This is a genomic window from Bradyrhizobium sp. S3.7.6 (assembly GCF_054061875.1).
Genome location: NZ_JBSSEQ010000001.1, coordinates 3,333,009 through 3,355,381, shown reverse-complemented (window position 1 = coordinate 3,355,381; position 22,373 = coordinate 3,333,009). Strand labels below are relative to the sequence as shown.

The following is a 22,373-nucleotide window of genomic DNA, read 5'->3' as shown; positions in this document are numbered from 1 at the left end:
AAAAGAAGGGTTCGCGCGATGGCGTATTGAGAGCGATCAGTCAGGTCCGCCGGCGGGCTCCTGACGGACGATATCTTCCGGTATCTCACGCAGAAAGCTCTGCCCCTTTTGCAAACGACGCCCGAGCGCCTCGACAAATCCTTCAAACCGCTCCCGGCCTTTTGCCTGTGCAGCCGCCTGCGCGTCGTTCGGTAGCGGTGGCGTAACCGTCAGCCAGAAACGGACGAAGAGGGCCAGGGTCTCGGCTGTCAAACCAACGTCACGCTCCAGTCTCTGCATCTGACGCGACAGCCGATCCAGGCGACGGGTAAACGCCGCCTCCCGCCTGTCCGATCCATCCGGCGACAGAAACGAAGCAACGGCCGCCTCCACGATCGCAGACCGGGAGAGCTTCTGGCGATCCGCCAGATCCGAGACCTGCTTCAGAAGCTCCGGCGGGAAATACACGTTCATCCGGTCGCGCATAGTGTCTCAGAGCTCCATGCCGTCATTCGGGTCCATAGCGGCTTGACGGGCGACGCCGCGCATTTGCTGACGGAGAAGCCGGGACTGGCGGACCGCGCCCTCGTCGTCGTCAAGAACGACGGCAAATTCCTCGGCTGGCGTCGGTTCGGCCGTCTCCTTGGCGATCGCGACGTGATCGGGGAGTTCGGGCTCGCGACGAAGGCCGCTATTCGCCGAATCTTCCTCCGCTCGCCCCCTTTCGGTTGGAAGCGACGCCGGCTTGGGCGCTCCCAATGCAGACCATCCATCCGTTCGCGGTGACCGGCCGGATGCGGCTGGATCGGGCGGCGGCAAGACCCGCTCGGTAAACCGCCGATCTTCATAGTAGCGAGCCTTCCGAGCTCGAATCGGCGGCGTACCCGCCACCATGACGATCTCGTCCGACGGCGAAAGCTGCATGACCTCGCCTGGTGTCAGCAGCGGCCTTGCCGTCTCCTGCCGTGAGACCATGAGATGCCCCAGCCATGGGTTCAATCGGTGCCCGGCATAGTTCTTCATCGCCCGCATTTCGGTCGCCGTACCAAGCGCATCGGACACACGCTTCGCGGTCCGCTCGTCATTGGTCGCAAAGCTGACCCGGACGTGGCAGTTATCGAGGATCGCATTGTTAGGCCCATAGGCCTTCTCGATCTGATTGAGCGACTGCGCGATCAAGAAACTCTTGATGCCGTACCCCGCCATGAAAGCGAGGGCGGACTCGAAGAAATCAAGCCGCCCAAGCGCCGGGAACTCGTCGAGCATCATCAGGACGCGATGCCGGCGGTCGCGGGCGTGCAGATCCTCGGTCAGGCGTCGGCCAATCTGGTTCAGCACCAAGCGGATCAGCGGCTTGGTCCGAGAGATATCGGAGGGCGGCACCACTAGATAGAGCGTCGTCGGACTGCGATCGGAGATCAGGTCGGCGATCCGCCAGTCACACCGGCAGGTCACCTGTGCCACGACGGGATCGCGGTACAGCCCAAGGAACGACATCGCGGTGGACAGGACGCCTGAGCGTTCGTTCTCGGATTTGTTGAGGAGTTCGCGGGCGGTCGAGGCGACCACGGGATGAGCACCCTGCTCGCCAAGATGCGAGGTGGTCATCATCGCCTTCAGCGTCGCTTCGATCGGCCGCTTCGGGTCGGACAGAAAGGCGGCAACGCCGGCCAGGGTCTTATCCGCCTCGGCATAGAGGACATGGAGAATGGCGCCGACAAGGAGCGAATGACTGGTCTTCTCCCAATGGTTTCGCTTATCGAGCGAGCCTTCGGGGTCGACCAGAACGTCCGCCACGTTCTGAACGTCTCGAACCTCCCACTCACCGCGCCGCACCTCGAGCAGTGGATTGTAGGCCGAGGATTTCGGGTTGGTCGGGTCGAACAACAGGACGCGGCCATGCCGCGCGCGAAAGCCCGCGGTCAGTTGCCAGTTCTCGCCCTTGATGTCGTGAACGATGGCCGAACCCGGCCAGCCCAGCAGCGAGGGAACGACGAGGCCGACACCCTTGCCGGAGCGGGTTGGTGCGAAACACAGTACGTGTTCCGGTCCGTCATGGCGAAGGTAGCCCCTGTCAAGTTTGCCTAGCACCACACCATCCGGGCCGAGAAGTCCGGCCGCTCGAACCTCTTCTGCATCAGCCCAGCGCGCCGAACCATAGGTCTCAACGTTCCTGGCTTCGCGCGCACGCCAGATCGACATGCCGATCGCCGCCGCGATCGACACGAAGGTCCCTGATGTTGCGATGAAGGCCCCCTCGACAAAGACCTGCGGCGCATAGGCATCAAAGACAAACCACCACCAGAAGAAGACGGGCGGATAATAGACCTTGAAGCCCGACAGCTCGAACCAGGGCTGGCCAAGCTCGGGCTGAAAGGCCAGGCGCCACGCCGTCCACTCGGTTGCTCCCCAAAATGGCGAGCAAGACGATCAGGCCGACAACGATCACCTGTCCCCAGAGGATTTTGGTTCCGGACATCACTAACGCCCTTCCGCAATTGCATTGGAGAGAATGCTAGAGGCCGAGGTCGCGCTTGCGGCCAAAGCCCCATTCGATGCCGCCGCCGTCCTTCACCACACCGGTGACGTGCTGGCCGAGCCTCCTCTCGAGGTCGCGCGACCAAGGCACGAGTTGGAAGGCGAGGCCGTTATCGATCATGGCGAAGCGCCCCGAGGAGAGCGTCAGGCGCTGGCGATACGCACCTGCCACATGCTCCCCAAGGGCCGCCATCACGTGAGGCAGGCCGGTGTCGGCGGAGACTTTTGCGGCCACCTCGTCCAGTTCACGTCGGCGCAAGGTGTCCAGAAGGCCGCGCTGGAAGATGATGCGTTGGCCCTGCCGCCGCGCCAGACCTTCCTGAACCAGATGCTCGGAACGGGCTTCCATGGCGTCGCGGGTCTCACGGCCAAATCCGCCCATGGCAAGCGGCATGGGGTCGCGTTCGACGAGCCTGTGGTCGAGCCAGGTCGCGCCTTTTGCGGTGATCTGGCTTCCAAGGCCGAGATCGGAACGGGTCGCGAGGACTAAGGTGGGGTGCACGTCGCCGGCTTGACCGAAGCGTCGGACTTCGACGATTCCGCCGATCGGCGGTGCATGTTCGAAGGCCTCGATCCCTCGCAAGCGGACGTGGTGGGCGCGTCCGTCAGTTCCATCGATCAGGGCGTAAGCCTCACCCGTCAGCTCATCGTGCAATCCCCGATCGACCAGCCGTCCGATGATCTGGGACGAAGGCTGTCCACCTTCGATGACGAAGTCGGCAACGCCGCGCGCTTCTCCACGCTCGGTAAAGGCGCGGTGCATGGTCTTGATGATGTCGCCGCGCATGCCGAGGTCGCGCAAGCTACGTTCGGCCTCGAGCCCCACCATCCATTCCCCGGCCGCGACTGACGAGGCAAGGCCCATCTTCTCCAGATGTTGAAGGCGACCGACCATCAGGCGCCGGATCTCGGGATCAGACTTGCCGGGATTCTCGGGGCGGAGATCGATATAGCCAGTCTCATCCGCCGCCAGCCGGATCTCGCGATCGAGCCGCGTCCATCGTTCCACTGTTACTTCGCTTTCCAGGGAAGTATAGATCTCGTGATCGGGCTTTGGACCGAGTTCGATCGCAACCAGTTCCTCGGCGCGGGAGCGCAGGCCCTGGCTGATGTAGTCGCGGGAGATCACGAGATCGGCCCCTTCCTGATCTACTCCCCGAACGAGCAGATGGACGTGAGGGTTGTCGGTATTCCAATGATCGACAGCCACCCAATCGAGCAGCGTGCCGAGATCGGTCTCCATCTGCCTGGCAAAGTCGCGGGTGAACGCCCTCAGGTCGGTCATGTCGCCGGCATCCTCGGGTGAGACGATGAACCGGAAATGGTGCCGGTCGTCCTTGCACCGCTCAGCAAAGGCCGCGCTCTCGGCACGGTCGTTGCCGGCATCGAACACCTCGGCTCTCTCGCCGCTTCGAGTCGCGCCGTCGCGCTTCAGATATGAGAGGTGGGCGGTCAGGGGGGCTGAACGGAAGGCTCGCCCTTTGTGCCGAACCACGCGCGCCTTTACCAAAACGCGCCGCGTCGGGCTGAACAATCTGGCGCGGCTGAAACCGAGTCTGCCGCGGCCAAAGGTCGAGCGCCCGTAGACGGCAGAACGCCTGCCAGCGGCGGCCTGACTCGATGTGTGTCCTGCTTTCTTCGCCGCCCGCAGCACCTGGTTGATGAAGCTCTTGGGCTTCGGCGCGCGGGTGTTGCGGATGCGCCCGGGCCGGATGCGCAGTTCGCTGTCACCTGTTGTCATCCCCAGCGCTCCGAGCGAGCAAAAATGCCTACAGTGCCGAAAATCGTTCTGATTGCATTGTTGAAAACCGAAGGCGCGGCACGCGCCTCGACCGACCGGCACGCCAGGACCCAAGCCATGTCAATGGCTTGCGGTTCGACCGGCGAGCCCCTTTTATCTCGCCGTCCTGCTGTCGTGCCTTCCCACTGCTCTCCCCATTCCCTCCATTCTTCTCCAGAGCACGCCAATGCATGCCAGCTTGCGCATTCAGTCATTGCGAGCCTCCCGCATCAGATCTCGCGACGAACAACCCTGCTGTCCGTGGCACAATGGCGGAGATGTCGTGGACGGAGGCAATCGTCGGAGCCCGTTTCAGTGGACGCCTGGCAGCGCTCATTGGGCTTTCAGGCCGCACAACGAAGAGCGCTCCCGCGGATGACCGCAGACGAGCGACTGCGCTGGAAGTAGTAAGGTCGCTGCCGATGACTGGCGCGAGCTTCCGCAGATAGGCTTCGGTCTCTACTGGCAATGGGCGGCCGGCGAGACGCTCATCGTAACGAGCAGGCCCCGCGTTGTAGGCTGCAAACAAGCCCGGCGCACCGTAACGGTCGCGCAGTTCGCGCAGGTACGCCGTACCTGCAAGTAGGTTGTCATGAGGATCATAGGGATCGTTGCCGAGTTCGTACCGCAGACGCAGCTCCGCCCAGGTTTCCGGCATGATCTGCATCAACCCCATGGCGCCCCTGGGTGACTTGGCGCGCACCTCTCCGGCGCTTTCGACGTCTATGACTGCCAGTATCCAGCCCACCGGGATGCCGAAACGACGCGAGGCGGCCTCAACGAAATCCGCAAATGAATTGCCAGTTCGATAACTCGCTGTAGGGTCTGCCGGTCGCGTCTCGGCGAGAGCAGCAGCGTTGGTCTCGGTCAGTGCCACGAACAGCAGTACGGCAGCGCACAGGCTCATCTCGGACAAATGCAAGCGTGCCGGCGCGCTCGCGCCCGTCCCGGGTAAAGCAGCTTCGCGCCGGCCTTTCGGTCGCCCTGGACCGCCTCTGCGCGCGTCGGCCTTGCAAGCTTTGGCCGGGACGGAGGAATGGTCCTGCACTTGATCGAACAGAGGAATGGAAGGACGGAAACGTAGAATACGCACGATCACTCCTCCCACGTCCACACCGGGAGGGCACGGCCGATCACGCCCGACGCCGGAAGAAATCCAAAATATCGGCCGTCAAGGGAGTCATCCGACTGCCAATTCATGAGAAAGAGCTCGCCCTCCCCGACGACTCGGCAGCCCTGCCATTTCGGCAGCGGCCGGCCGCGTCCGTCACGATCCCGGGCCTGGCCGACTTCAATTTCATTCACGGAAATAGTGAGACCGCTTCTGCAGACCGTCTGCCCCGGCAGCGCCAAGACCCGCTTGAGCATGGGGACGCCGACCGGCAGATAGCCGTTCAGGTCTAGAGAGGTCGCAAGTGGTTCCGGCGGCTGAATGGCGACCAGCTCTGTGACATGAAAGAGTTTTGCCGATCGCAAGCGATAGAGACCGATAGGTACGCTCGTCGATGCATTCCAGATGTAGAGCGGAAGAGGCTCCAGAAAGATTGTCGTGACAAGGGCGGCAGCAACCGCAGACATCGTGGTCAGCGTCATCAGGCGGCTCGTCATCGCATTACTCTTTGGCGATGGAGCCACGCATGGTGGCGTGCCTTCGTGTAAGGACGCGGGTTTTCGTTGACGGACAGGCGGTTATGAACGTGATGCCAATGATCAGGCGCGACATCAGCGGGATCGATGCCGAGTGCCTCAACGGCACCGATCATCTGCAGCACGCGCTCGACCTTCGGCCAACCGGAGAGCCGCAGCAAAATCTCTCCACCGGGTGTCACATAAGGGACGGTCGAGCAGCGCTGTCCCGGAGCGACCGCGCGCAGGATGTCGATCCGCGAAATGATCGCACCAAAGTCATTGGACGTCCAACGGACGAAGGCAAAGATGCTGCCGGGCGCAAATAACAGGACACGCCGATGGCGATCAAGCTTCCGTTCCTTGACGATACGACCGAACCGAACGCGGTTTTCGATGCGCTTCTCGAGCCACAACACTTCTACTTCGGTGAGATCGCTCATGCCGCCGCTCCCCGAGACTTAAAGGGGGCGCCGTAGGCTTTGGGGGCGGTGAAGCACCTGTACGGCTTCTGCGGACAAGCAGGATTGACGGCCTGCCACTGCCAGTTGACTCCGATGCTGTTTGTGGTCTGTTCCGTTAGAAGAAGTCCGAAGGATTTCTGGTTAGCCGGGGTACTGACCTGTGCCCCCTCGCCGGCCGTGCTGTTGCGAAAATGCTGCACAGCGATTCGCGAACGGAACGCGCGGTGCGGTCCGGCGGTCGGCGGTGGAGGCGCATGATGGACTTCTGTGCAGGGCTTGACGTGTCGCTCCAAGTTAGAGCGGCTGGAAAGCCACGGGAAACAAGTACTTATGCTCGATTCCGGTCCCCGATAGCACGAGGATCGGGTCCCCGATAGCACGAGGGTTGCAGTCCCCGATAGCACGAGCTGATTCACAGGTTGTCCTCCGAATTTGGAATGAGTCCGCGCCGGCGCAGGCGTGCCGTTAAGGGATCGACAGGCGTAGGCGCAAAGTTGAGCCGCTCGGTGCCATCAGGATCGCGCGTGAGCACGAGCCGATAGCCCGGCAATGTCTGACGCTGCACGATCTGACGTACGTCGTAGGCAAAATGCTTTAGCGGGAAGAGGATGCCGGACTTGGCATGGAGGTGCGCAAGATCAAAGCTCCAGCCGCCGTCCTGTCGGCCACCGTGCTTGCGCACGAGCCGGTAGAGCCACCGCTCAAGTCCGCCCGTCGGATCGAAGTAGGCGCGATCGATCATCAGCACGAGCGCATCATCAATGACGCCGGCATAGAACCAATCCGGCAGGATCAGCTCGAGCCCAAACGGCCGGCCATTTGCATCGGTCGTTTCCTTCCACTCGTTGATCCAGGAGAAGCGATGCCGTCGTCGTTCTGTCGGCTGCCGGATCGAGGTCAGCACGGTCGTTGACTGAAGTCTGTCGAGACCAGCCTTCAGCCGGTCATAGTCGCGCGCGCTGGTGCCGCGACCGACGAACGTCAGGATCTCGTAGGGCGTTGCAGCCATCAGGCGTGACGTCTTCAAGCCGGCGTCACGCGCTTCGACGATCTGGGACGCAGCCCAGATCAGAACATCGGCATCCCAAATGGTTGCCATGCCGTGTTCCGGCACGGCTTCGACACGAATCGCGATCGTACCGGCATAGAAATCGATTGGCACAATGCGCTTTGTTTTTGCGAGCGAGAAGAACGGGTAAGCCATGAGATCCTGCGCATCGCGGGGCGCGAGATCGCCGGGCAACGCCCGAAAGAGTTCCAGCTGGTCGCGCTCGGAATGTTGTTTGCGCCGCATGGTCACTGCTCTCGCCCGCGATCAGCGACGTTCCTGGCCCGCATATGGGCGCAGCACCGGATGCTTCTTGGCCGGCAGCACGGTCCCCTTCCCGGGGTCAGACGTCGATGTCTTCGCGCCCAGGTCAGCCCAGGCTTTCAGATCGTCCACGGCGTAGACGACACGTCCGCCGATCTTGCGATAGGTCGGCCCGGTACCGTACGTGCGGTGCTTCTCGAGCGTGCGTCCCGAGAGACCAAGATACCGCGCGGCCTCCGGTGTACGCAGGAAGCGCGGGGGCAGTCCGGTCATCGCATCGGGCATTTGAGCACTCCAAGGTGACGACGCACCGCGCATGGCGGCGTCGGCGTATGTGCGGTCATCATGGAGAAGCAAGTTCTCGGAGGGGGATGCCGAATATCGAGGGGTCGATTTTCGGCACCCCAGCAAGGGCGCTACTCGTCCCTGCGCCTGGGCCGAAGCAGCTTGCGATAGCCTCCGCGCACAAATGCGAGGCCGCTTTGTACAAGGCGACGGATTCGGCTGCGCAGATCGTGTGTTTTCCAGGCACGATCCGATATGCGAGCGTTGCCAAATAGAGCTTCTGCGATGCTGCGATAAGTCGCGCCGGCGAGATACGCGGAGACCGCGCGAAGGGCTGCGCACAGTCGTTCGCGCCGCTGTTTGGGCACGCGATGAAACGGAGGTCCTGGCGCGCGTCCATTCATCGCGCGCCACAGCCGCGTGGCTGCATGCGCGCGCGCCTCGAAATCGCGGTCAAACGGCAACTCGGCCGCATAGCGAGCGCCCGCGGTCAGCGGCTGTTTCGACCAGATGCGATGCTCCACCGGACCGATTTTCAGCACGGCATGCCAGCCGTCAGCGGCACGGCGCACCTGGCCAGATGCAAGATCCAGCGGCGGCTGAGGCGTTGGGCTTTGACCAGGCGTTGAAGCGGTTACAGTGACCGGGACGACGGTCGGGAGAACCTCAGGCGCCCAAAAGATCGTCTGCTCGTGGAACGACCTCTGCGGGTCATGGGCGAAAGCAGAGGCCCCACCTCCTCCTGAATTCCTCAGTCACCGCGCCATCTGAGTTGTTAGCGATAATCGCATCGTAGTCACGTTGGTAGTCCACGTTCATACGAAGACCTACCCAGGCGATTTCAGTGATCTCAGCGTTCTCTAGGCTCTTAAACGAATCCGGCGACCGCCAGTCGAACTCAGGCATTGCTTCCGCCCCATTGCATGCAGCTAACAAGGATTGCGGCGCAATAATTATAAACGATGCGGTTGTAGGAAGCCCCTAGTTTGGCACCACGTGGTGCACTGGAATGACCACCGGATAACGGAAGAAAATAGTTCTGCCTGCAAGTCGCCAGTCGGCGGCTTTCTTCTATTTTGAGTCGGTTCCGCGTAAGAGACGCCCCTGCTCAGTCACCCATTTGGCGCGCGCAAGATGACTCTGATATGCGCTCCGCGCACGGTCCGGCTCTCGCGCTGAGTCCATATGCAAGACCACTCGAGCCACTTCGCGCCAGTCCGCCCCCTCGCCCTCCGCCTGCAGAAGGCGAATGTACGTGACGACATGCTGTTCGTCGTACGCCGTCAGGATCTGGTCTGTGGGCGCGGCGTCAGCGACATCGGGATCAAGCGGCGGATTCTTCATAAACTCCGTGCCTTAGATTGGACAACTTCTAACACGCAGGCCGGAAGAGGTCGAAGCGTTAACATCCAGTTGCACGACCAGGCTTGCGCATTTTGTCGAGAATACTCCGTGGTGAAATACTCTTCAAGGACGTGCCCTCTCGCGTATGGACATACGCGAGGTACTTGCAATCAATTTGCGGAAGCTCCGACAGGCGCGCGGTTTGTCCCAGGAGGAGTTGGCCCACAGGGCGGATATTGACCGCACCTATATCAGCGCGCTCGAACGAAGCGTATATGCGGCGGGTATCGACGTTGTCGATCGGTTGGCGCGTAGCCTGGGTGTAGAGGCTTCCGACCTGCTGGCTCGTCCCAAGCGAAAGACACGGGACCAAGTCGAATAGCTCATGCGAGCCGCTCGGTCCTTTGGCAGGTGCCGGCTGATGCGCACTGGAATGAGAAGCCCCGCCCGGCGGACCGGACGGGGTTTGGCGGAGGGTCTACTCGCCGCTCTTGCGGGGCCGCGACCAGAGCAAGGTGTAGCCCTCGCCGCCTTCATCATCGAACAGGTTGGCGTAGATCGGCGCGTTGAACGAGGGATCATCGAGCTTGAGCGAGAGGTAATCGCGGCCCTCTTCGGAGCGCTTCGACCAAGCTGCGCCGATCTCCGCTCGGCCCACGTAGATGCGGTGGCTGGGAGCGTTGTCGTTGGATCGGTTAGTCTCGGCGACGATACGGACGCCCTTGGCTTGCAGGCTCAGGGTGACGATCTCGCCCTGGAAATCGTTGCCGACCTTCTTGAAAGAACCAATGTTAGCCATGTCACTTCTCCTGTTGTGTTTCGAGCCCGCGACCACCGCGGCCTCGATGGCGGTCTGCAGGCGGAAGACGATCGGCGACGCACCCGCTCGAGGGCCGGAGTGCAGCGGAGGACGTCGTTGCGGCGACTTTCTTGCCTCGCGAGGAATGGGCAAAGCCCAGGGGAAGAAAGTCGCAGCAACGGCGTTGCGGCTCAGACGATCGAGGCGTAGCCGGTCTTCGGCCAGATCAAGCCATCAAAGAGGCCACGTGCGTCCGCGTGCTGAACCGCAATCTTGGGAGAAGATTTGGCGAATCTCGGTTATGCTGAACAAGAGGTCGGTACGTTCGGCGCACAAAGAGAAACAATCTGCCGCATAGGGCGGTATCGTCTCGGAACGAATGATCGAGCACGGCGCTCCACGCAACTAAGTGGATCAGATAGAGATTGCCACGGCTTGCTTAGAGACGCCCCGACGAGAAGTGCGGTTACCTCTCGCTCAAGCTCGACGCCCCCTCGTTTAACGTGGCACCCTGTGCGGTCTTGCTCGGCCGATGATGGCGACGAGGCCTCATCACTCGTGCGTCGCTGCTGGAAGAACTGGTCGAGCCGTATTCTCCAGCACCCCGACCGACTCCGACGGGCGGGTCTTCGCGAAAACAGTCAAACGCGCCGATGCCGTGCTGCTGAGGCAAGCAGCGCCCGAACAAGCGACGACGTGGCGCCAAGCCAGCGAAGGCACACCGATCTGCGAGAGGGCGAACACCACATGATAGCCGGCGATTGCCGCAGGGACGGCAAATGCGGTTGCGATCGCGACGCGCAAGGCCAAGGACCGACTAACGGCAACGCCGATCTGACCAGCGGCAAGCATCAGCGCGCCAGAAGCAATTCCGATAAGCAGTGCGCCGAAGACGCCCGTGCCATGACGAAATGCCAACATCCCGACACTGAGTGCGACGAAAAACGGTAGCCCATACACCGCGAGCGCAAAGATGGCCGAGCAAAACAAACCGATACCGAGTGTGTTGAGAACAAGCCCATTAGCGAACATGGTGGTGGCTCCATGTGCATGGATTTATCAATCGCGCCTTCCACCACCACCACGGCGCAGTTTTGGATGTAAAAACGAAACGAGGCGGAGTTGCGGCGTGCAACTCCACCTAGGCGTCTTCGAGGCGACGGCGCTCACGCGCCGCCGAACTTCCAGACGGGAATGCCAAGCCGCTTCGCCTTGTCGGCGAGGTTGTCCTGGATTCCCGTGCCCGGGAAATGCATGACGCCGATCGGCAGGAGTTCGAGCATGGCATCGTTGCGCTTGAACGGCGCTGCCTTGGCGTGCTTCGTCCAGTCGGGCTTGAAGGCGATCTGAGGTACTTTGCGGTTGGTCGCCCATTTGGAGGCGATCATTTCGGCGCCTTTCGGGGATCCGCCATGGAGGAGAACCAGGTCGGGGTGCTTGGCGTGAACCTTGTCGAGGCGGTCCCAGACGAGGTTGTGGTCATTGAAGTCGAGCCCACCGGTGAGTGCGATTTTCGGTCCGGCTGGCAACATGACCTCAGTCTCGGAACGACGCTTGGCGGCGATAAAGTCGCGGGAGTCGATCATTGCCGCGGTGAGCGTTCGGTGATTGACCAATGATCCCGATCGTGGGCGCCAGGCTGAACCGGTGTGGACCTCAAATTGTTCGATGGCCTGGTCGCGGAAGAGCTCCAGGCAGTTGCGGCGCTCGATCAGCGTTATGCCTTCGGCCGTTAGGCGCTCGAGTTCGACCGATCGCACTTCCGAGCCGTTCTGCTCGCGCTGGCTCTTATGCTGCGCTTGTTCGTTGTCGTCGAGCTGCCGCTCAATGCGGTCGACGGCCCGGTGGAACAGGTTGACAGTCGACCAGAGCAGATCGTCTAGGTCCGGCTCGAGCCGCGTGTCGGTCAGGGTGGCAACCAGGGCGTCAAACATGTCTGCTATGGCGCCGACGATCATCTTGCCCTCCGGGAGCGGTCTTGGATCGGGTTGGTCGTCGAAGGGACGATAGCCGAAGAGCTCTATTTCCGTGAGGATGTTGTCGGTCGGGGAAGAGGCATGCGGCGGTTCGATGTCGTCATGGTCGGTCATGGAAAGAGGTCCTTTGCCGGATCGGCCGCGACCATCGCGGCCTTCGTAGCGATCCTCTGACGGCGGGCGGACCGGGCCAGCACCCGACAGGGCCGAAGCGGCAGCGGAGGATGGCGGAGGCCGGCTATTTTGCTTCGCGATGCAAAGCGAGCGGCCAACTGCATGATGTGTCTTCACATCGCTGGCGCGCGGCGGAAAATAGCCGGACGCAGCCATTGCCGGCCCGGGCCGGCTGCCGTCCGATCGCCCCCTAGAAGGCCGAGGTCGCGTCCTCTTCCGGTATTGGCCTCGACTATGACCGGCCCATCAATGTCGATCGAAGACCCGGAACTATTCCGCGGCCACCGTCGACGAATGGAGGAAGCGAACGATATCCTCTGGCACAAGCTGAAACCGCAGCGCTGCTCGGAGGGCTTCGAGACCGAATAGCTGCAGATCTTCGTTGAAGTCGCCCAGCCAGGGCGACAGCACGATCGCTTCAATGCCGGCGTCTGCTGCGCGCTGGGAGAGAGTTGCCAGTACTGCATCACCGGCGGCATCGGCATCGCACGCAATGTAGAGCCGGCGCAGGCTCGACGGCAGCGTCATGGCCGAGAGGTGATTAGCCGAAAGCGCAGCCGCCATCGGCATAGTCGGCAGCAGGTAGCGTAGCGAAAGCATGGTCTCGATACCCTCGCCTGCAGCGAGCACGTCATCCACCACGCCGAACCGAACGGCGTTGCCGAGCAGATCGCCCATCGCGCGTCGTGGGGTATCGATCGGAGCCTTACCGAGCCGCACGCGATCAAAGCCGTCCGGATCGAGCCAGGTCCGGTGCACGCCGGTGATCCGACCATCGAGATCCGTGACGCCGGCAATCATTGCCGGCCAGGTTTCGGTCGGCAGATGGTCGTCCGGCCGATAGTAGCAACGCGGGTGGAAGCGCAGGCTGCCACCATGGTGGATGCGGGTTATGCCGCGGCCCTGCAAATAAGCCTCGGCAATGGTCCCCTCGATCGGGCTGGATATCGCAAAGAGCCGACGGGCGGCTACCTGCGATCCGGGCGGTACGACTGGGGGAATAGGTCTTGGGGCGGGCTTCTGCTCAGAACGAGGCAGGTTCAAAAAGCGCCTCGCCTCCTCGGCTACCTCACGAAAGTGTCGCAGAGCAAGCGTTTCGCGGATGATGTCGAGAAGATCACCGTGCGCGCCGGTTGCGGCATCGGTCCATTTGCCCGCCGCTCCCTTCGGCGACTCCTGGAGCCGCACAAACAATGAGCGGCCCGGGTTGTTGTGGACGTCGCCGACCACCCAATACCGCCCCGCCCGCTTGCCATTGGAGAGATAGCGTCGGCATACCGCCTCCGCCTCTCGCGCAAGGCGGCGTGCCAGTTCGCAAGGCTGGCGGGACATCAGGCCGCCTCCTGCCAACTGGCACCTTCGATTGGATACCGGTCGAGTACCTTCGACAGCATCTCTATGCCGCTTGCGACCGTCCGCACGGACATGCGGAGGTTACAGAAGATGATCTCTCCAAAGCGGCCGTAGCCTCGCAAGCTATTGCGCGTCTTGGCATTGGATCCCGATACTTCGATGCGCTTTCCACCGGTCACTCCGACACCGGCCGACGTGATCTTTTGGACAGCTTTTAGCATGCTGATTCTCCACGACGGGCAGCCGGGAGCCTCTCTCTCGGCCTCCAACCCGTCACGGAAACGACCCTGCCCCTCTTACTCTTGTGCCGGTGCCCACCGAGCAGAACCTCACGCCGCCTGCTGGTCCTCCGTCGGCATGTCGCCGACGGGTTCTGGGAGAAAGCCAAGCAGATAATCGGCAACCTTGCTGGCCTTGGAAGCAGCCCGGACAATTGCACGATTGTCCTCGCGCAAGCCTTCAAGCCAAGAGCCGATATAGTCGGCATGCCGCACCGTCGGCACGATGCCGAGCGAGGCGCAACTGAACGCAGACGAGATTTCCGCAACCAGCTCCTCGAAGGCATACTTCCTAGTACCGTAGTTGCCTGACAGGTCACGGTTGAGACGCGACGGATGACCGCTGGCATGCGCCAGCTCGTGGAGGGCCGTTCGATGCCAATTGATTGGTTCAAAATAGGCCTGCGGAGGCGGCACCTGCACATAATCTTCCGTCGGCATATAGAAGGCACGGTTGCCGCCGATGCGGAAGTCGATGCCGGTCGCCTTGATCAGGTATTCGACCTGCGGCTCGATCAGGCCTGGCGGCGGAGGTGGCGCCGTTGTTGCGATCTCTGGAGGCAGGCCGCCGCATTGATCGCTGTTGAAGACTGTGAACTGCTTGAGGAACGGAATGGCCTGCGCTTCCTCGCCGGCCTCATGTGCGCGGCGCTTTTCGCAGGCAGGCACAAAGCGGTCAGCATAGACGACGGTCGTGCCGTGCTCGCCCTTGCGGACGTGACCACCGAACGACAGCGCCTGGCGGAAGGTAAGCCAGCTCTGCCCTGTAAATCCGTGTTCGATCGCAGCACCCCAGAGAATTATAATGTTAATGCCGTTGTATTGGCGGCCGGACGCCGCGCTCTTCGGCAAGGCCAGAGGCGCCTTCGCCGCCGCGGTGCCCCAAGGCTGCACCCACGGCACTCGACCAGCCTCCAACTCGGCGATGATCTTGTTGGTGATGTCGTCATAAAGTTTTGCCCGGTCCTGACCGGTGCGCGCCTGAGGACAATGTCTGGACATCGCGGGTCTCCGCGACGGGGACCGCGAGCCTCTCTCGCAGCCTGAAACCCGTCATGGCAAAACCCGGCCGACACTCTGACTCTCTCCTCCCACTTGAGATAATACGAAATCTGTGACGCAGCCCGCCTTCCATCGTATCTTCATGGGAATTGAGTTGAGCTACCGGGGCCGCAGGCCCCACGAGGCGTGCGCCAGGGGCGTATCGCGCTATGGAAAATGGCACCCGGAGAGCGTGAGCATAGCGACCCGAAGGGGCACGCGGGTCCGAGTGCAGCGACGAGACCGGTTCAATAGCGGCACCCGGGAACGGGGCAGTGATAGCGATCGCCGCAGGCGAGCCCCTTTTCCGAGTGCCCCCGGCGAAGAGCTCCGCAGTCCTTGCGCGAGGGATCGAAGCCGGATGGCCGAGACGCAGCGCGGCTCGGTTCACAAGAGCCCGTTGCGGCGCAGCCGCACGCGCGCAAACGGAAGAAATCGCCAGGGCTTGACCGGAGGACCTAGTTTCGTCTCGTGAATTCGTCCGCGCGTTGGAAAACATCTTAGTCCCAATTTACCCATCCCGGCGCAGCTCGGGTTGCATTAGGCCTTGCATTGTCCATCCGGCTCAAGCGCGTGCAGCTCACGGATACCTGCAACTATTCAGTCCAAATACGTGAGCAATAATTGAACCACTCGAACAATGGCCGGCCAAGCAGTGCTCAGCCTCCGCAATCATAGCCCGCTAAGTCCAATCCGCACGTCCAAATTCCGACGCTCGAAAGCGATCCGAAGGCTTCGATACAAGTCTTCCATCGGACCTGTCGGATTGACTATTGATCTATCATCCAAAGCAGTTGACTGCCTGCTACCGGCCTCAGCCAACGGAGCGCCGCAACTGTCCCCTTTTCTTTTGCGAGCAACATTGGTTTTCTTGGAGAATTACCCACCAAGGGCTTCCTTTTCGCACGCCAATCCGGCCTTTTCCCGCCCGGCTGCGCTGCGCAGTAGAGGTGCAGACTCTTTGGCCGTAAAACTCCGCTTAGTCCGCGATCCGAGCCGCGCTCCCCCGACCAGGGCAGAGAGCAATCTGGATCGATCAGATCGCGCCTCGTTCGTCAGTGAAATCAGTACATGTTACACCACGGGCATTCAGCAGTGACATCAAACCGCTTAGTCTCGCCGCGCACTGCACTACCTGCCCGCTACCCTCTCGCTAGAACCTGGCCCGCGATGATGAGAGCGGACATGGCTGCCGCCTACCTTGACTTTGGAGACACAAGCGAACTCATGCGCGCGATCAGCCGAGGAGACGCACCCCCGCCGATCGGCTTTCGCGGAACAGGGCGGCTGCGCCAGCCAGTTTGGTCGAAGGCGACTATGGATCACTTCGCATCCTCTATCGGAAAAAGAGATCTTAAGAAGGGGGAGGATCTTTTATGCCTGGTGTGATATCGCTTGAAAAGGCACCGCGTCTGCCCCGATATTGTCGCCGAAAAATATTGGCGAAGAATAGAATAGCTTATTATTTTGCACCGCCAACCTGGGCTCGTCGACAGGGCTGCGATTTAAACCCTGAAGCTCTGGGCTGCGATTACACAAGCGCCGTCGAGCGGGTAGAGCAAGTCCTCTTGCCGGCGTTCGACAGTTGGCACTCACGGGGTTTAAGCGACATCATGCCGGCGTCTATCGAACCCGGCACGTTCGATTGGCTTATCGGCATCTTCCAAACTCACCAGAAGTGGAACGAAATCGAAAGCACTACACAGCGGCACTACACAAAAAGTCTCGCTCTGTTCGCCAATCACGAGCTGAAAGATGGAAGTCGCGTTGGGTCTAAGCAGTTGTCCGATTTCACCAAAGCGTTCGTCGACGCAGTTTATGGAAAAATATTGTCCGTGACGAAAGTCAATATCAGTGGAGAGGTCGTCGTTCGCGAGCGTCGCCGCTATGTAAATATGGCTATGGCGGCCTGTCGCCGTGCTTGGTTCGTTGGTCAGCGTGCTCAAGAAAGGATCGTACCAGCGACCAATCCGTTTTCCCGGATGGGATTAAAATCTCATCCGCCTGGGCGGCCGATACGGCCCACACCGACCGCAACTTGGGATGAACTCGTCGCGTTCAGAGCTGCCGCGAGAAAGCTTGATTACCGCTCGATCGCAACAGCTGCTTTATTGTCGTGGGAGTGGCTGCAACGAGAGCAGCACGTGTTCGGCGCCTTCGACATTTCGCACTATCGCCCAAGCGAGCGGCCAAATAGCGTCAGGATCGTGCATCCAAAGAATGGAGAGGAAGCCTGGTGGCCGCTGCTAGACGAAACGGGCGCCCCTCTCTTTCCCGAACTTATGGAAGAGCTCGACGAGATTAAAAAGACCTCGCTCTCGGGCCTGGTATTCCGACGCGACCATGCGCATCGTCGGTCAGAAACCCCGCTTCCATGGATTACCCCACGCAAAGACCTGCGCTATCTGCGCAGCGTGGTAAAGAAGATAATCGCGGAGGCGGGCCTTCGTCAGGAACTTTCCTTTACTTCCTTCCGGCACGGAGGATTCACCGAAGGCGCCGACAGCGATCTCACGGATGCAGAGTTGCGCGCGGCTGGCCGTCATAGATCAAGTCGCCAACTGCCAGCCTACGCCAAGCGTACCGGCAGGCAGTTGATCATTGCCACAAAAAAGCGTCGAGAGGAGCGAACAAGATCTCTTCTTGTTCGGCTAAACGCCAATCTCTCCTCGGAATAAAGGCTCGTCGGCCGACGGCAGAGCCGATGAATGCGCCGAAAGGATCGCCTATTTTCCCGTCCACACCGGCTTGCGCTTCTCGCTGAACGCTTTCAGCCCTTCCTTGGCGTCCTCAGTCATGGCGAGCAGCGCGATCTGGCTTTCGGTGTAGGCAATGCTCTCGTCGAACGACATCGAGGCGATGGCGCGCATGGCATATTTGCCGCGGCGGATCGCGGTCGGAGATTTGTCGACGATGCGGCCGATCAGCCAGTCGACCTTGGCATCGAGCTCGGCGGTGGGCACGACGTAGTTGAGCAGGCCCGCAGCTTGCGCCGCTTTCGCGTCGAACGGCTCGCCGGTGAGCGCCCATTCGTTGACGAGGCGCCGCGGCGCGATGCTCTGCAACAGGCTCAGCACCTGCATCGGGAATACGCCGACCTTCACCTCCGGCAGGCCGAAGATGACGTGATCGGCCGCGATCGCCATGTCGGTCATGCACAACAGGCCCATGCCGCCGGCCATGCAGACGCCACCGACCCGCGCAATCGCCGGCTTCGTCGCGTTCTGCGACAACCGCAGCAGATCCGCATAGTCGACATTCGGCCTGGAATGATCCATCGCAAACGCGGCGCCGGAATTCTGCAAGTCGGCGCCGGCGCAGAACGCCTTATCGCCTGCCCCCGTCAGCACGATGACGCGGACGTCCTTGTCGTCATGCGCGTCGCGATAGCCTTTGGTGATGCCGGCGATGACCTCGCCGTTCAGCGCGTTGCGCTTCTCCGGCCGGTTGATGGTGATCCAGAACGCCTGCCCACGCTTTTCGGTGATGATTGCTGTGGTGTCGGTCATGGTACCCTCGCTTCCTTGCTCCCGTTTGCAGCCATTTGCGGCAGCTCGGGCGGCAGGCGCAAGGGCAATCTGCGACGAGGTCTTGCTTTAGCGCCTCGACACAAATTGGCGGGCGAGCGAAGCGTGCGCTCAGGCCGAGACCGTTTTCCTGATCCAGACCTTGTTGTCGTGGAATGCAGCTCCCCCGATCGGCGCGATCGTATCGGCTCCAGTCAGCACGTTGATGCCGCGGCCGCCGATATGATTCTTGTTCGGGTGAACGGATTCCGCGATCAGCACGCCGCGCCGCACGCCGTCGAACAGCGTTGCGAGCAGCGTGGTCTCGCCGCGGGTATTGCCGAGCGTCACGGCGTCGCCGTCGGCGATATCGAGCGCAGCCGCATCCAGGGGGTGGATCATCACGCTCGCCTTGCCCTCGCGCGCCTGCGAGGACGGCGTCTCGTTGAAGGTGGTGTTGAGGAAGCTGCGCGAGGGACTGGTCGCGAGCCGGAACGGATGGGCTTGATCGGTATGCTCGATCACTGCCCAATGATCCGGCAGCGACGGCATCTTGTCGAAATCGCCCATCGTCTGGCCGAACGGCGGATGCGCCCAATCGGCCTTGAAATGGAATTTCTTGTCGGCATGGGCAAAGCCGTCGAGATAATGCGAGGTCCGGAAGTCCGGTTGCAAATCGCGCCAGATGTCGGCTTCGAGACCAGCGATGTCGCCGTGGTTGCTGAGCTTCAGCGTCGCGTCGATCAATTCGCGCGGCGTCATTTCGAAGCCCGGATGCTTCGCGCCAAGCCGCGGCGCCAGCGCCTGCATGACCTGATGGTTGGAGCGGCATTCGCCGGGCGGGTCGATCAGCTTCGGCCCGACCGAGATGTGCTGGTGGCCACCGCCGTAATAGAGATCGTCATGCTCCATGAACATGGTCGCCGGCAGCACGATGTCGGCCATCTCGGCCGTCTCGGTCATGAACTGCTCGTGCACCGCCACGAACAGATCCTCGCGCGCAAACCCCTGACGCACCAGCGCCTGCTCCGGTGCCACCGTCATCGGATTGGTGTTCTGGATCAGCATCGCCTTGATCGGCCCCTTTCCGAGCAAGGCCTCGGCATCGCCGGTGAGGATGCGGCCGATCTGCGACTGGTCGAGCGCGCGCGTGGCCTTGTCGATCGCGTCGTGGCCCTCGATGAGGGATTCATTGAAGTGCCACAGCGCGTAATTGTTGAAAAAGGCGCCACCGCCTTCATACTGCCAGGCGCCGGTCACCGCGGGAACGCAGAGCGCCGCATGCATCTGCGTAGCGCCGTTGCGCGAGCGGGTGAAGCCGTAGCCGAGCCGGAAGAAGGTCCGTTTGGTCTCGCCGACCAGTTTCGCAAAGGCCTCGATCTCGGATACCGGCACGCCGCAGATCGCGGACGCCCACTCCGGCGTCCGCGTCTTCAGATGCGCCTCGAGCTCATCGGGGCAGTCCGTGTACTTGTCCATATAGGCGCGGTCGGCGTAGCCATCGCGGAACAGGGCATGCATCACGCCGCACGCGAAGGCGCCATCGGTGCCGGGCCGCAGGATGATCTTGATGTCAGCCTGCTTCATGGTCTCGTTGTCGTAGATGTCGACGGCGGCAATCTTGGCGCCGCGCTCCTTCCGCGCACGCGCGGCATGCGTCATCACGTTGACCTGCGTGTTGACCGGGTTGGTGCCCCAGATCACGACGAGATCGGAGAGCGCCATCTCGCGCGGATCGACGCCGGCAATCTTGCCGGTGCCGATCGCGAACCCGATGCGCCCGACATTGGCACAGATGGTCTGATAGAAGCGCGAATATTTCTTCACATGCGTGAGGCGATTGAGGCCGTCGCGCATCACCAGCCCCATCGTGCCGGCGTAGTAATAAGGCCAGATCGATTCCGCGCCATACTCGCGCTCGGCCTTGTTGAAGCGATCCGCGATCTCGTCCAGCGCCTCGTCCCACGAGATCCGCGCGAACTGCCCGGAGCCCTTCGGCCCGGTGCGGCGCATCGGATACATCAGCCGCTCGGGGTGATGGATGCGCTCGGCGTAACGGGCGACCTTGGCGCAGACGACGCCAGCCGTGTAGGTCTGCTTTTTCGAACCTCGGACGCGGCCAATGCTGCGGCCCTCGACCACCTCGATATCGAGCGCGCAGGCCGAGGGGCAGTCGTGCGGACAGGTCGAATGGCGGATTTCGATCTTGGCGTGCTGGTTCATGTCCCAGTTCGTAACATCAAAATAGCGGGCAGCCGAGGGCATTTATCCGGCAATGCCCATGCGATTTGCTCAAATCGCGCGTGCCCGCGGTTCCTGCCGCGCCTGCGAAATGCTGCGGGATCACACCGAAAACCGCCCGATATTCCCTGTTCGACCAGCTTTGTGAGGCGTCGACAGTCCACGTTCCCTGCCGCTACAGTGCCAGCCAACAAGAACGACATCAGGGAGGTGGGCATAATGGCCCGACGTTTTATGCTGGCGCTGGCCGTAAGCCTGTTCGCCGCACTCTCGGCATCCCCCTCATTGGCACAGGATTACCCGACCCACGCCGTCCGGATCGTGGTGCCCTTTGGCGCCGGCGGGCCGGCGGACGTCGCGGCCCGGCTGATCGGCAACGTGCTCCAGGAGAGCTTTGGCCAGCCCTTCGTGGTCGAGAACCGCACCGGCGCGGGCGGCGTCATCGGCACGGTCGAAGCGGCGAAGTCGCCGGCCGACGGCTACACGCTGCTGATGATGTCCAACACCCAGACCGCGAATGAATCCCTATTGACGCCGGACAAGCGCAAATACGAGCTGATGCGCGACCTCGCGCCGATCGCGCCGGTGAACTACTCCGACCTCGTCATCGTGGTGAACCCGCAGGTTCCGGCGAAGACGCTGCAGGAGTTCATCGCGCTCGCCAAATCGCAGCCGGGCAAGCTGAACTACGGCTCCTCCGGCCAGGGCACACCCTATCACATGGCCGGCGAGCTGTTCAAAGCGATGGCCGGCATCGATGTGGTCCACGTGCCCTACCGCAACAGCGGCGAGGCGCGCAGCGGCGTGATCGGTGGACAGGTGCAGATGATGATCGACGCCGTGCCGGCGATGGCGCCGAATATTGGCGAGAACCAGGTCCGCGCGCTCGCGACCACCGGCAAGGAGCGCTCGGCCGTGCTGCCGAACGTGCCGACCGCTGGCGAAGCCGGCGTAGCAGGCTATGAGGCGACGATCTGGCTTGGCCTAATGGCCCCGGCCGGCACGCCGAAGCCTATCATCGACAAGCTCAATGCCGCCGTGAACGCAATGGTGAAGCGACCGGACATCGTAAAGCTCTGGACCGAGCAGGGTGCCGTACCCATGTCCATGACGCCGGGGGAATTCGAAAAATTCCTTCGCGGCGATATCGAGAAATGGGCCGATGTCGTCAAGAAGTTCGACAAGTCCTGAGGCCGTAGAGCGATCATGCCGACCATTCAATTTCAGCTCAACGGCGCGGCCATAGCCGTGGATGCCGATCCCGACCAGACGCTGCTCGATGTGCTGCGCGGCCGGCTCGGCGTCACCGGTCCGCATTTCGGCTGCGGGGCCGGTGAGTGCGGGGCCTGTCACGTCATGGTCGGCGACCGCGCGATGGCCTCCTGCGACATGCCGATGTGGTCGGTGGCGGACAAGGACGTCGTCACGGTGGAGGGCCTCGGCACGGCCGAGCAGCCGCATCCGCTGCAACGCGCCTTCGTCTCCGAGCAGGCGATGCAATGCGGTTACTGCGTATCGGGAATCCTCATCAGCGCGGCAGCGCTGCTGAAGCGCAATCCCTCGCCGACGGAGACCGAGGTCAGAGCCGCGCTCGATCGCAATCTGTGCCGCTGCGGATCGCACAATCGCATGGTCCGCGCCGTGCTGCGCGCGGCAGCGGAGACGGCGACGTCATGA

Annotated in this window: 22 protein-coding genes and 1 pseudogene; 4 read left to right on the top strand and 19 right to left on the bottom strand. The window is 62.0% G+C overall.

The annotated features are described in order from the left end of the window. Nucleotides 1-36: 36 nt before the first annotated feature. The 11 genes and pseudogenes from ACVJ5M_RS15875 to ACVJ5M_RS15825 form a co-directional block, all read right to left on the bottom strand. On the bottom strand, nt 37-465 hold the full coding sequence (locus ACVJ5M_RS15875; RefSeq protein ID WP_018454780.1) for a CopG family transcriptional regulator: 429 nt from the start codon (nt 463-465) through the stop codon (nt 37-39). Nucleotides 466-471: 6 nt separating this feature from the next. Beyond that, nucleotides 472-2,458 (bottom strand): annotated as a pseudogene (locus tag ACVJ5M_RS15870) (conjugal transfer protein TraG). A 36-nt stretch (nt 2,459-2,494) separates the two neighbouring features. Continuing rightward, nucleotides 2,495-4,258 (bottom strand): relaxase/mobilization nuclease domain-containing protein, encoded by a 1,764-nt coding sequence (locus ACVJ5M_RS15865; RefSeq protein ID WP_231142565.1) that lies wholly within the window; start codon nt 4,256-4,258, stop codon nt 2,495-2,497. 250 nt (nt 4,259-4,508) lie between these two features. Next, nucleotides 4,509-5,396 (bottom strand): lytic transglycosylase domain-containing protein, encoded by an 888-nt coding sequence (locus ACVJ5M_RS15860; RefSeq protein WP_283017191.1) that lies wholly within the window; start codon nt 5,394-5,396, stop codon nt 4,509-4,511. Then, the gene (locus ACVJ5M_RS15855) at nt 5,393-5,905 is read right to left on the bottom strand and encodes a S26 family signal peptidase (RefSeq protein WP_231142571.1); all 513 of its coding nucleotides are present in this window, start codon (nt 5,903-5,905) and stop codon (nt 5,393-5,395) included. Before ACVJ5M_RS15855 ends, ACVJ5M_RS15860 begins: the two co-directional genes overlap by 4 nt. Next, nucleotides 5,902-6,366 (bottom strand): DUF2840 domain-containing protein, encoded by a 465-nt coding sequence (locus ACVJ5M_RS15850; RefSeq protein WP_231142572.1) that lies wholly within the window; start codon nt 6,364-6,366, stop codon nt 5,902-5,904. The genes ACVJ5M_RS15855 and ACVJ5M_RS15850 overlap by 4 nt, the downstream gene beginning before the upstream one ends. Nucleotides 6,367-6,799: 433 nt before the next feature. Then, nucleotides 6,800-7,681: a replication initiator protein A gene (locus ACVJ5M_RS15845; protein WP_283017192.1), complete on the bottom strand. Its 882-nt coding sequence runs from the start codon at nt 7,679-7,681 to the stop codon at nt 6,800-6,802. Between the two features lie 21 nt (nt 7,682-7,702). Then, nucleotides 7,703-7,984 carry a helix-turn-helix transcriptional regulator gene (locus tag ACVJ5M_RS15840; RefSeq protein ID WP_219685450.1) on the bottom strand — a complete coding sequence of 94 codons (282 nt, stop codon included), beginning with the start codon at nt 7,982-7,984 and terminating at the stop codon, nt 7,703-7,705. Between the two features lie 131 nt (nt 7,985-8,115). Then, the gene (locus ACVJ5M_RS15835; RefSeq protein ID WP_231142575.1) at nt 8,116-8,526 is read right to left on the bottom strand and encodes a DUF2285 domain-containing protein; all 411 of its coding nucleotides are present in this window, start codon (nt 8,524-8,526) and stop codon (nt 8,116-8,118) included. A 169-nt stretch (nt 8,527-8,695) separates the two neighbouring features. After that, nucleotides 8,696-8,890, bottom strand: a complete 195-nt coding sequence (locus tag ACVJ5M_RS15830; RefSeq protein ID WP_231142577.1) for a transcriptional regulator domain-containing protein — start codon at nt 8,888-8,890, stop codon at nt 8,696-8,698. 165 nt (nt 8,891-9,055) lie between these two features. Further along, on the bottom strand, nt 9,056-9,328 hold the full coding sequence (locus ACVJ5M_RS15825; RefSeq protein WP_231142578.1) for a DUF2285 domain-containing protein: 273 nt from the start codon (nt 9,326-9,328) through the stop codon (nt 9,056-9,058). Nucleotides 9,329-9,473: 145 nt separating this feature from the next. Between ACVJ5M_RS15825 and ACVJ5M_RS15820 the strand changes: the two genes are divergently transcribed. Then, the gene (locus ACVJ5M_RS15820) at nt 9,474-9,710 is read left to right on the top strand and encodes a helix-turn-helix domain-containing protein (protein WP_231142579.1); all 237 of its coding nucleotides are present in this window, start codon (nt 9,474-9,476) and stop codon (nt 9,708-9,710) included. A 96-nt stretch (nt 9,711-9,806) separates the two neighbouring features. On the opposite strand, the gene ACVJ5M_RS15815 is transcribed toward ACVJ5M_RS15820, so the two are convergent. The 6 genes from ACVJ5M_RS15815 to ACVJ5M_RS15790 all read right to left on the bottom strand — a co-directional run bounded on the left by ACVJ5M_RS15815 (nt 9,807) and on the right by ACVJ5M_RS15790 (nt 14,910). Beyond that, the gene (locus ACVJ5M_RS15815; protein WP_027562526.1) at nt 9,807-10,127 is read right to left on the bottom strand and encodes a DUF736 domain-containing protein; all 321 of its coding nucleotides are present in this window, start codon (nt 10,125-10,127) and stop codon (nt 9,807-9,809) included. A gap of 552 nt (nt 10,128-10,679) precedes the next feature. Then, the gene (locus tag ACVJ5M_RS15810; RefSeq protein WP_231142580.1) at nt 10,680-11,159 is read right to left on the bottom strand and encodes a hypothetical protein; all 480 of its coding nucleotides are present in this window, start codon (nt 11,157-11,159) and stop codon (nt 10,680-10,682) included. A 134-nt stretch (nt 11,160-11,293) separates the two neighbouring features. Further along, nucleotides 11,294-12,217: a DUF2493 domain-containing protein gene (locus ACVJ5M_RS15805; RefSeq protein ID WP_231145348.1), complete on the bottom strand. Its 924-nt coding sequence runs from the start codon at nt 12,215-12,217 to the stop codon at nt 11,294-11,296. Between the two features lie 330 nt (nt 12,218-12,547). Continuing rightward, nucleotides 12,548-13,609 (bottom strand): DUF7146 domain-containing protein, encoded by a 1,062-nt coding sequence (locus ACVJ5M_RS15800; protein WP_231142581.1) that lies wholly within the window; start codon nt 13,607-13,609, stop codon nt 12,548-12,550. Continuing rightward, the gene (locus ACVJ5M_RS15795; protein WP_231142582.1) at nt 13,609-13,851 is read right to left on the bottom strand and encodes a hypothetical protein; all 243 of its coding nucleotides are present in this window, start codon (nt 13,849-13,851) and stop codon (nt 13,609-13,611) included. Before ACVJ5M_RS15795 ends, ACVJ5M_RS15800 begins: the two co-directional genes overlap by 1 nt. Before the next feature lie 108 nt (nt 13,852-13,959). Next, entirely contained in the window at nt 13,960-14,910 is a 951-nt protein-coding gene (locus tag ACVJ5M_RS15790; protein ID WP_354100415.1) for an ArdC family protein, read from the bottom strand. A gap of 1,415 nt (nt 14,911-16,325) precedes the next feature. Between ACVJ5M_RS15790 and ACVJ5M_RS15785 the strand changes: the two genes are divergently transcribed. After that, nucleotides 16,326-17,627, top strand: coding sequence for a site-specific integrase (locus tag ACVJ5M_RS15785; RefSeq protein WP_231142587.1), 1,302 nt, complete (start codon nt 16,326-16,328; stop codon nt 17,625-17,627). A 48-nt stretch (nt 17,628-17,675) separates the two neighbouring features. Here the strand turns inward: ACVJ5M_RS15785 and ACVJ5M_RS15780 are convergent, their stop codons facing one another. Both ACVJ5M_RS15780 and ACVJ5M_RS15775 read right to left on the bottom strand, forming a co-directional pair. Then, the gene (locus ACVJ5M_RS15780) at nt 17,676-18,458 is read right to left on the bottom strand and encodes an enoyl-CoA hydratase/isomerase family protein (RefSeq protein WP_354100414.1); all 783 of its coding nucleotides are present in this window, start codon (nt 18,456-18,458) and stop codon (nt 17,676-17,678) included. A gap of 129 nt (nt 18,459-18,587) precedes the next feature. After that, nucleotides 18,588-20,678, bottom strand: a complete 2,091-nt coding sequence (locus ACVJ5M_RS15775) for a molybdopterin oxidoreductase family protein (protein ID WP_354100413.1) — start codon at nt 20,676-20,678, stop codon at nt 18,588-18,590. A 237-nt stretch (nt 20,679-20,915) separates the two neighbouring features. On the opposite strand from ACVJ5M_RS15775, the gene ACVJ5M_RS15770 reads away from it, so the two are divergent. Both ACVJ5M_RS15770 and ACVJ5M_RS15765 read left to right on the top strand, forming a co-directional pair. Next, nucleotides 20,916-21,887: a Bug family tripartite tricarboxylate transporter substrate binding protein gene (locus ACVJ5M_RS15770; RefSeq protein WP_354100412.1), complete on the top strand. Its 972-nt coding sequence runs from the start codon at nt 20,916-20,918 to the stop codon at nt 21,885-21,887. Between the two features lie 15 nt (nt 21,888-21,902). Beyond that, nucleotides 21,903-22,373: a (2Fe-2S)-binding protein gene (locus tag ACVJ5M_RS15765; RefSeq protein WP_063982107.1), complete on the top strand. Its 471-nt coding sequence runs from the start codon at nt 21,903-21,905 to the stop codon at nt 22,371-22,373.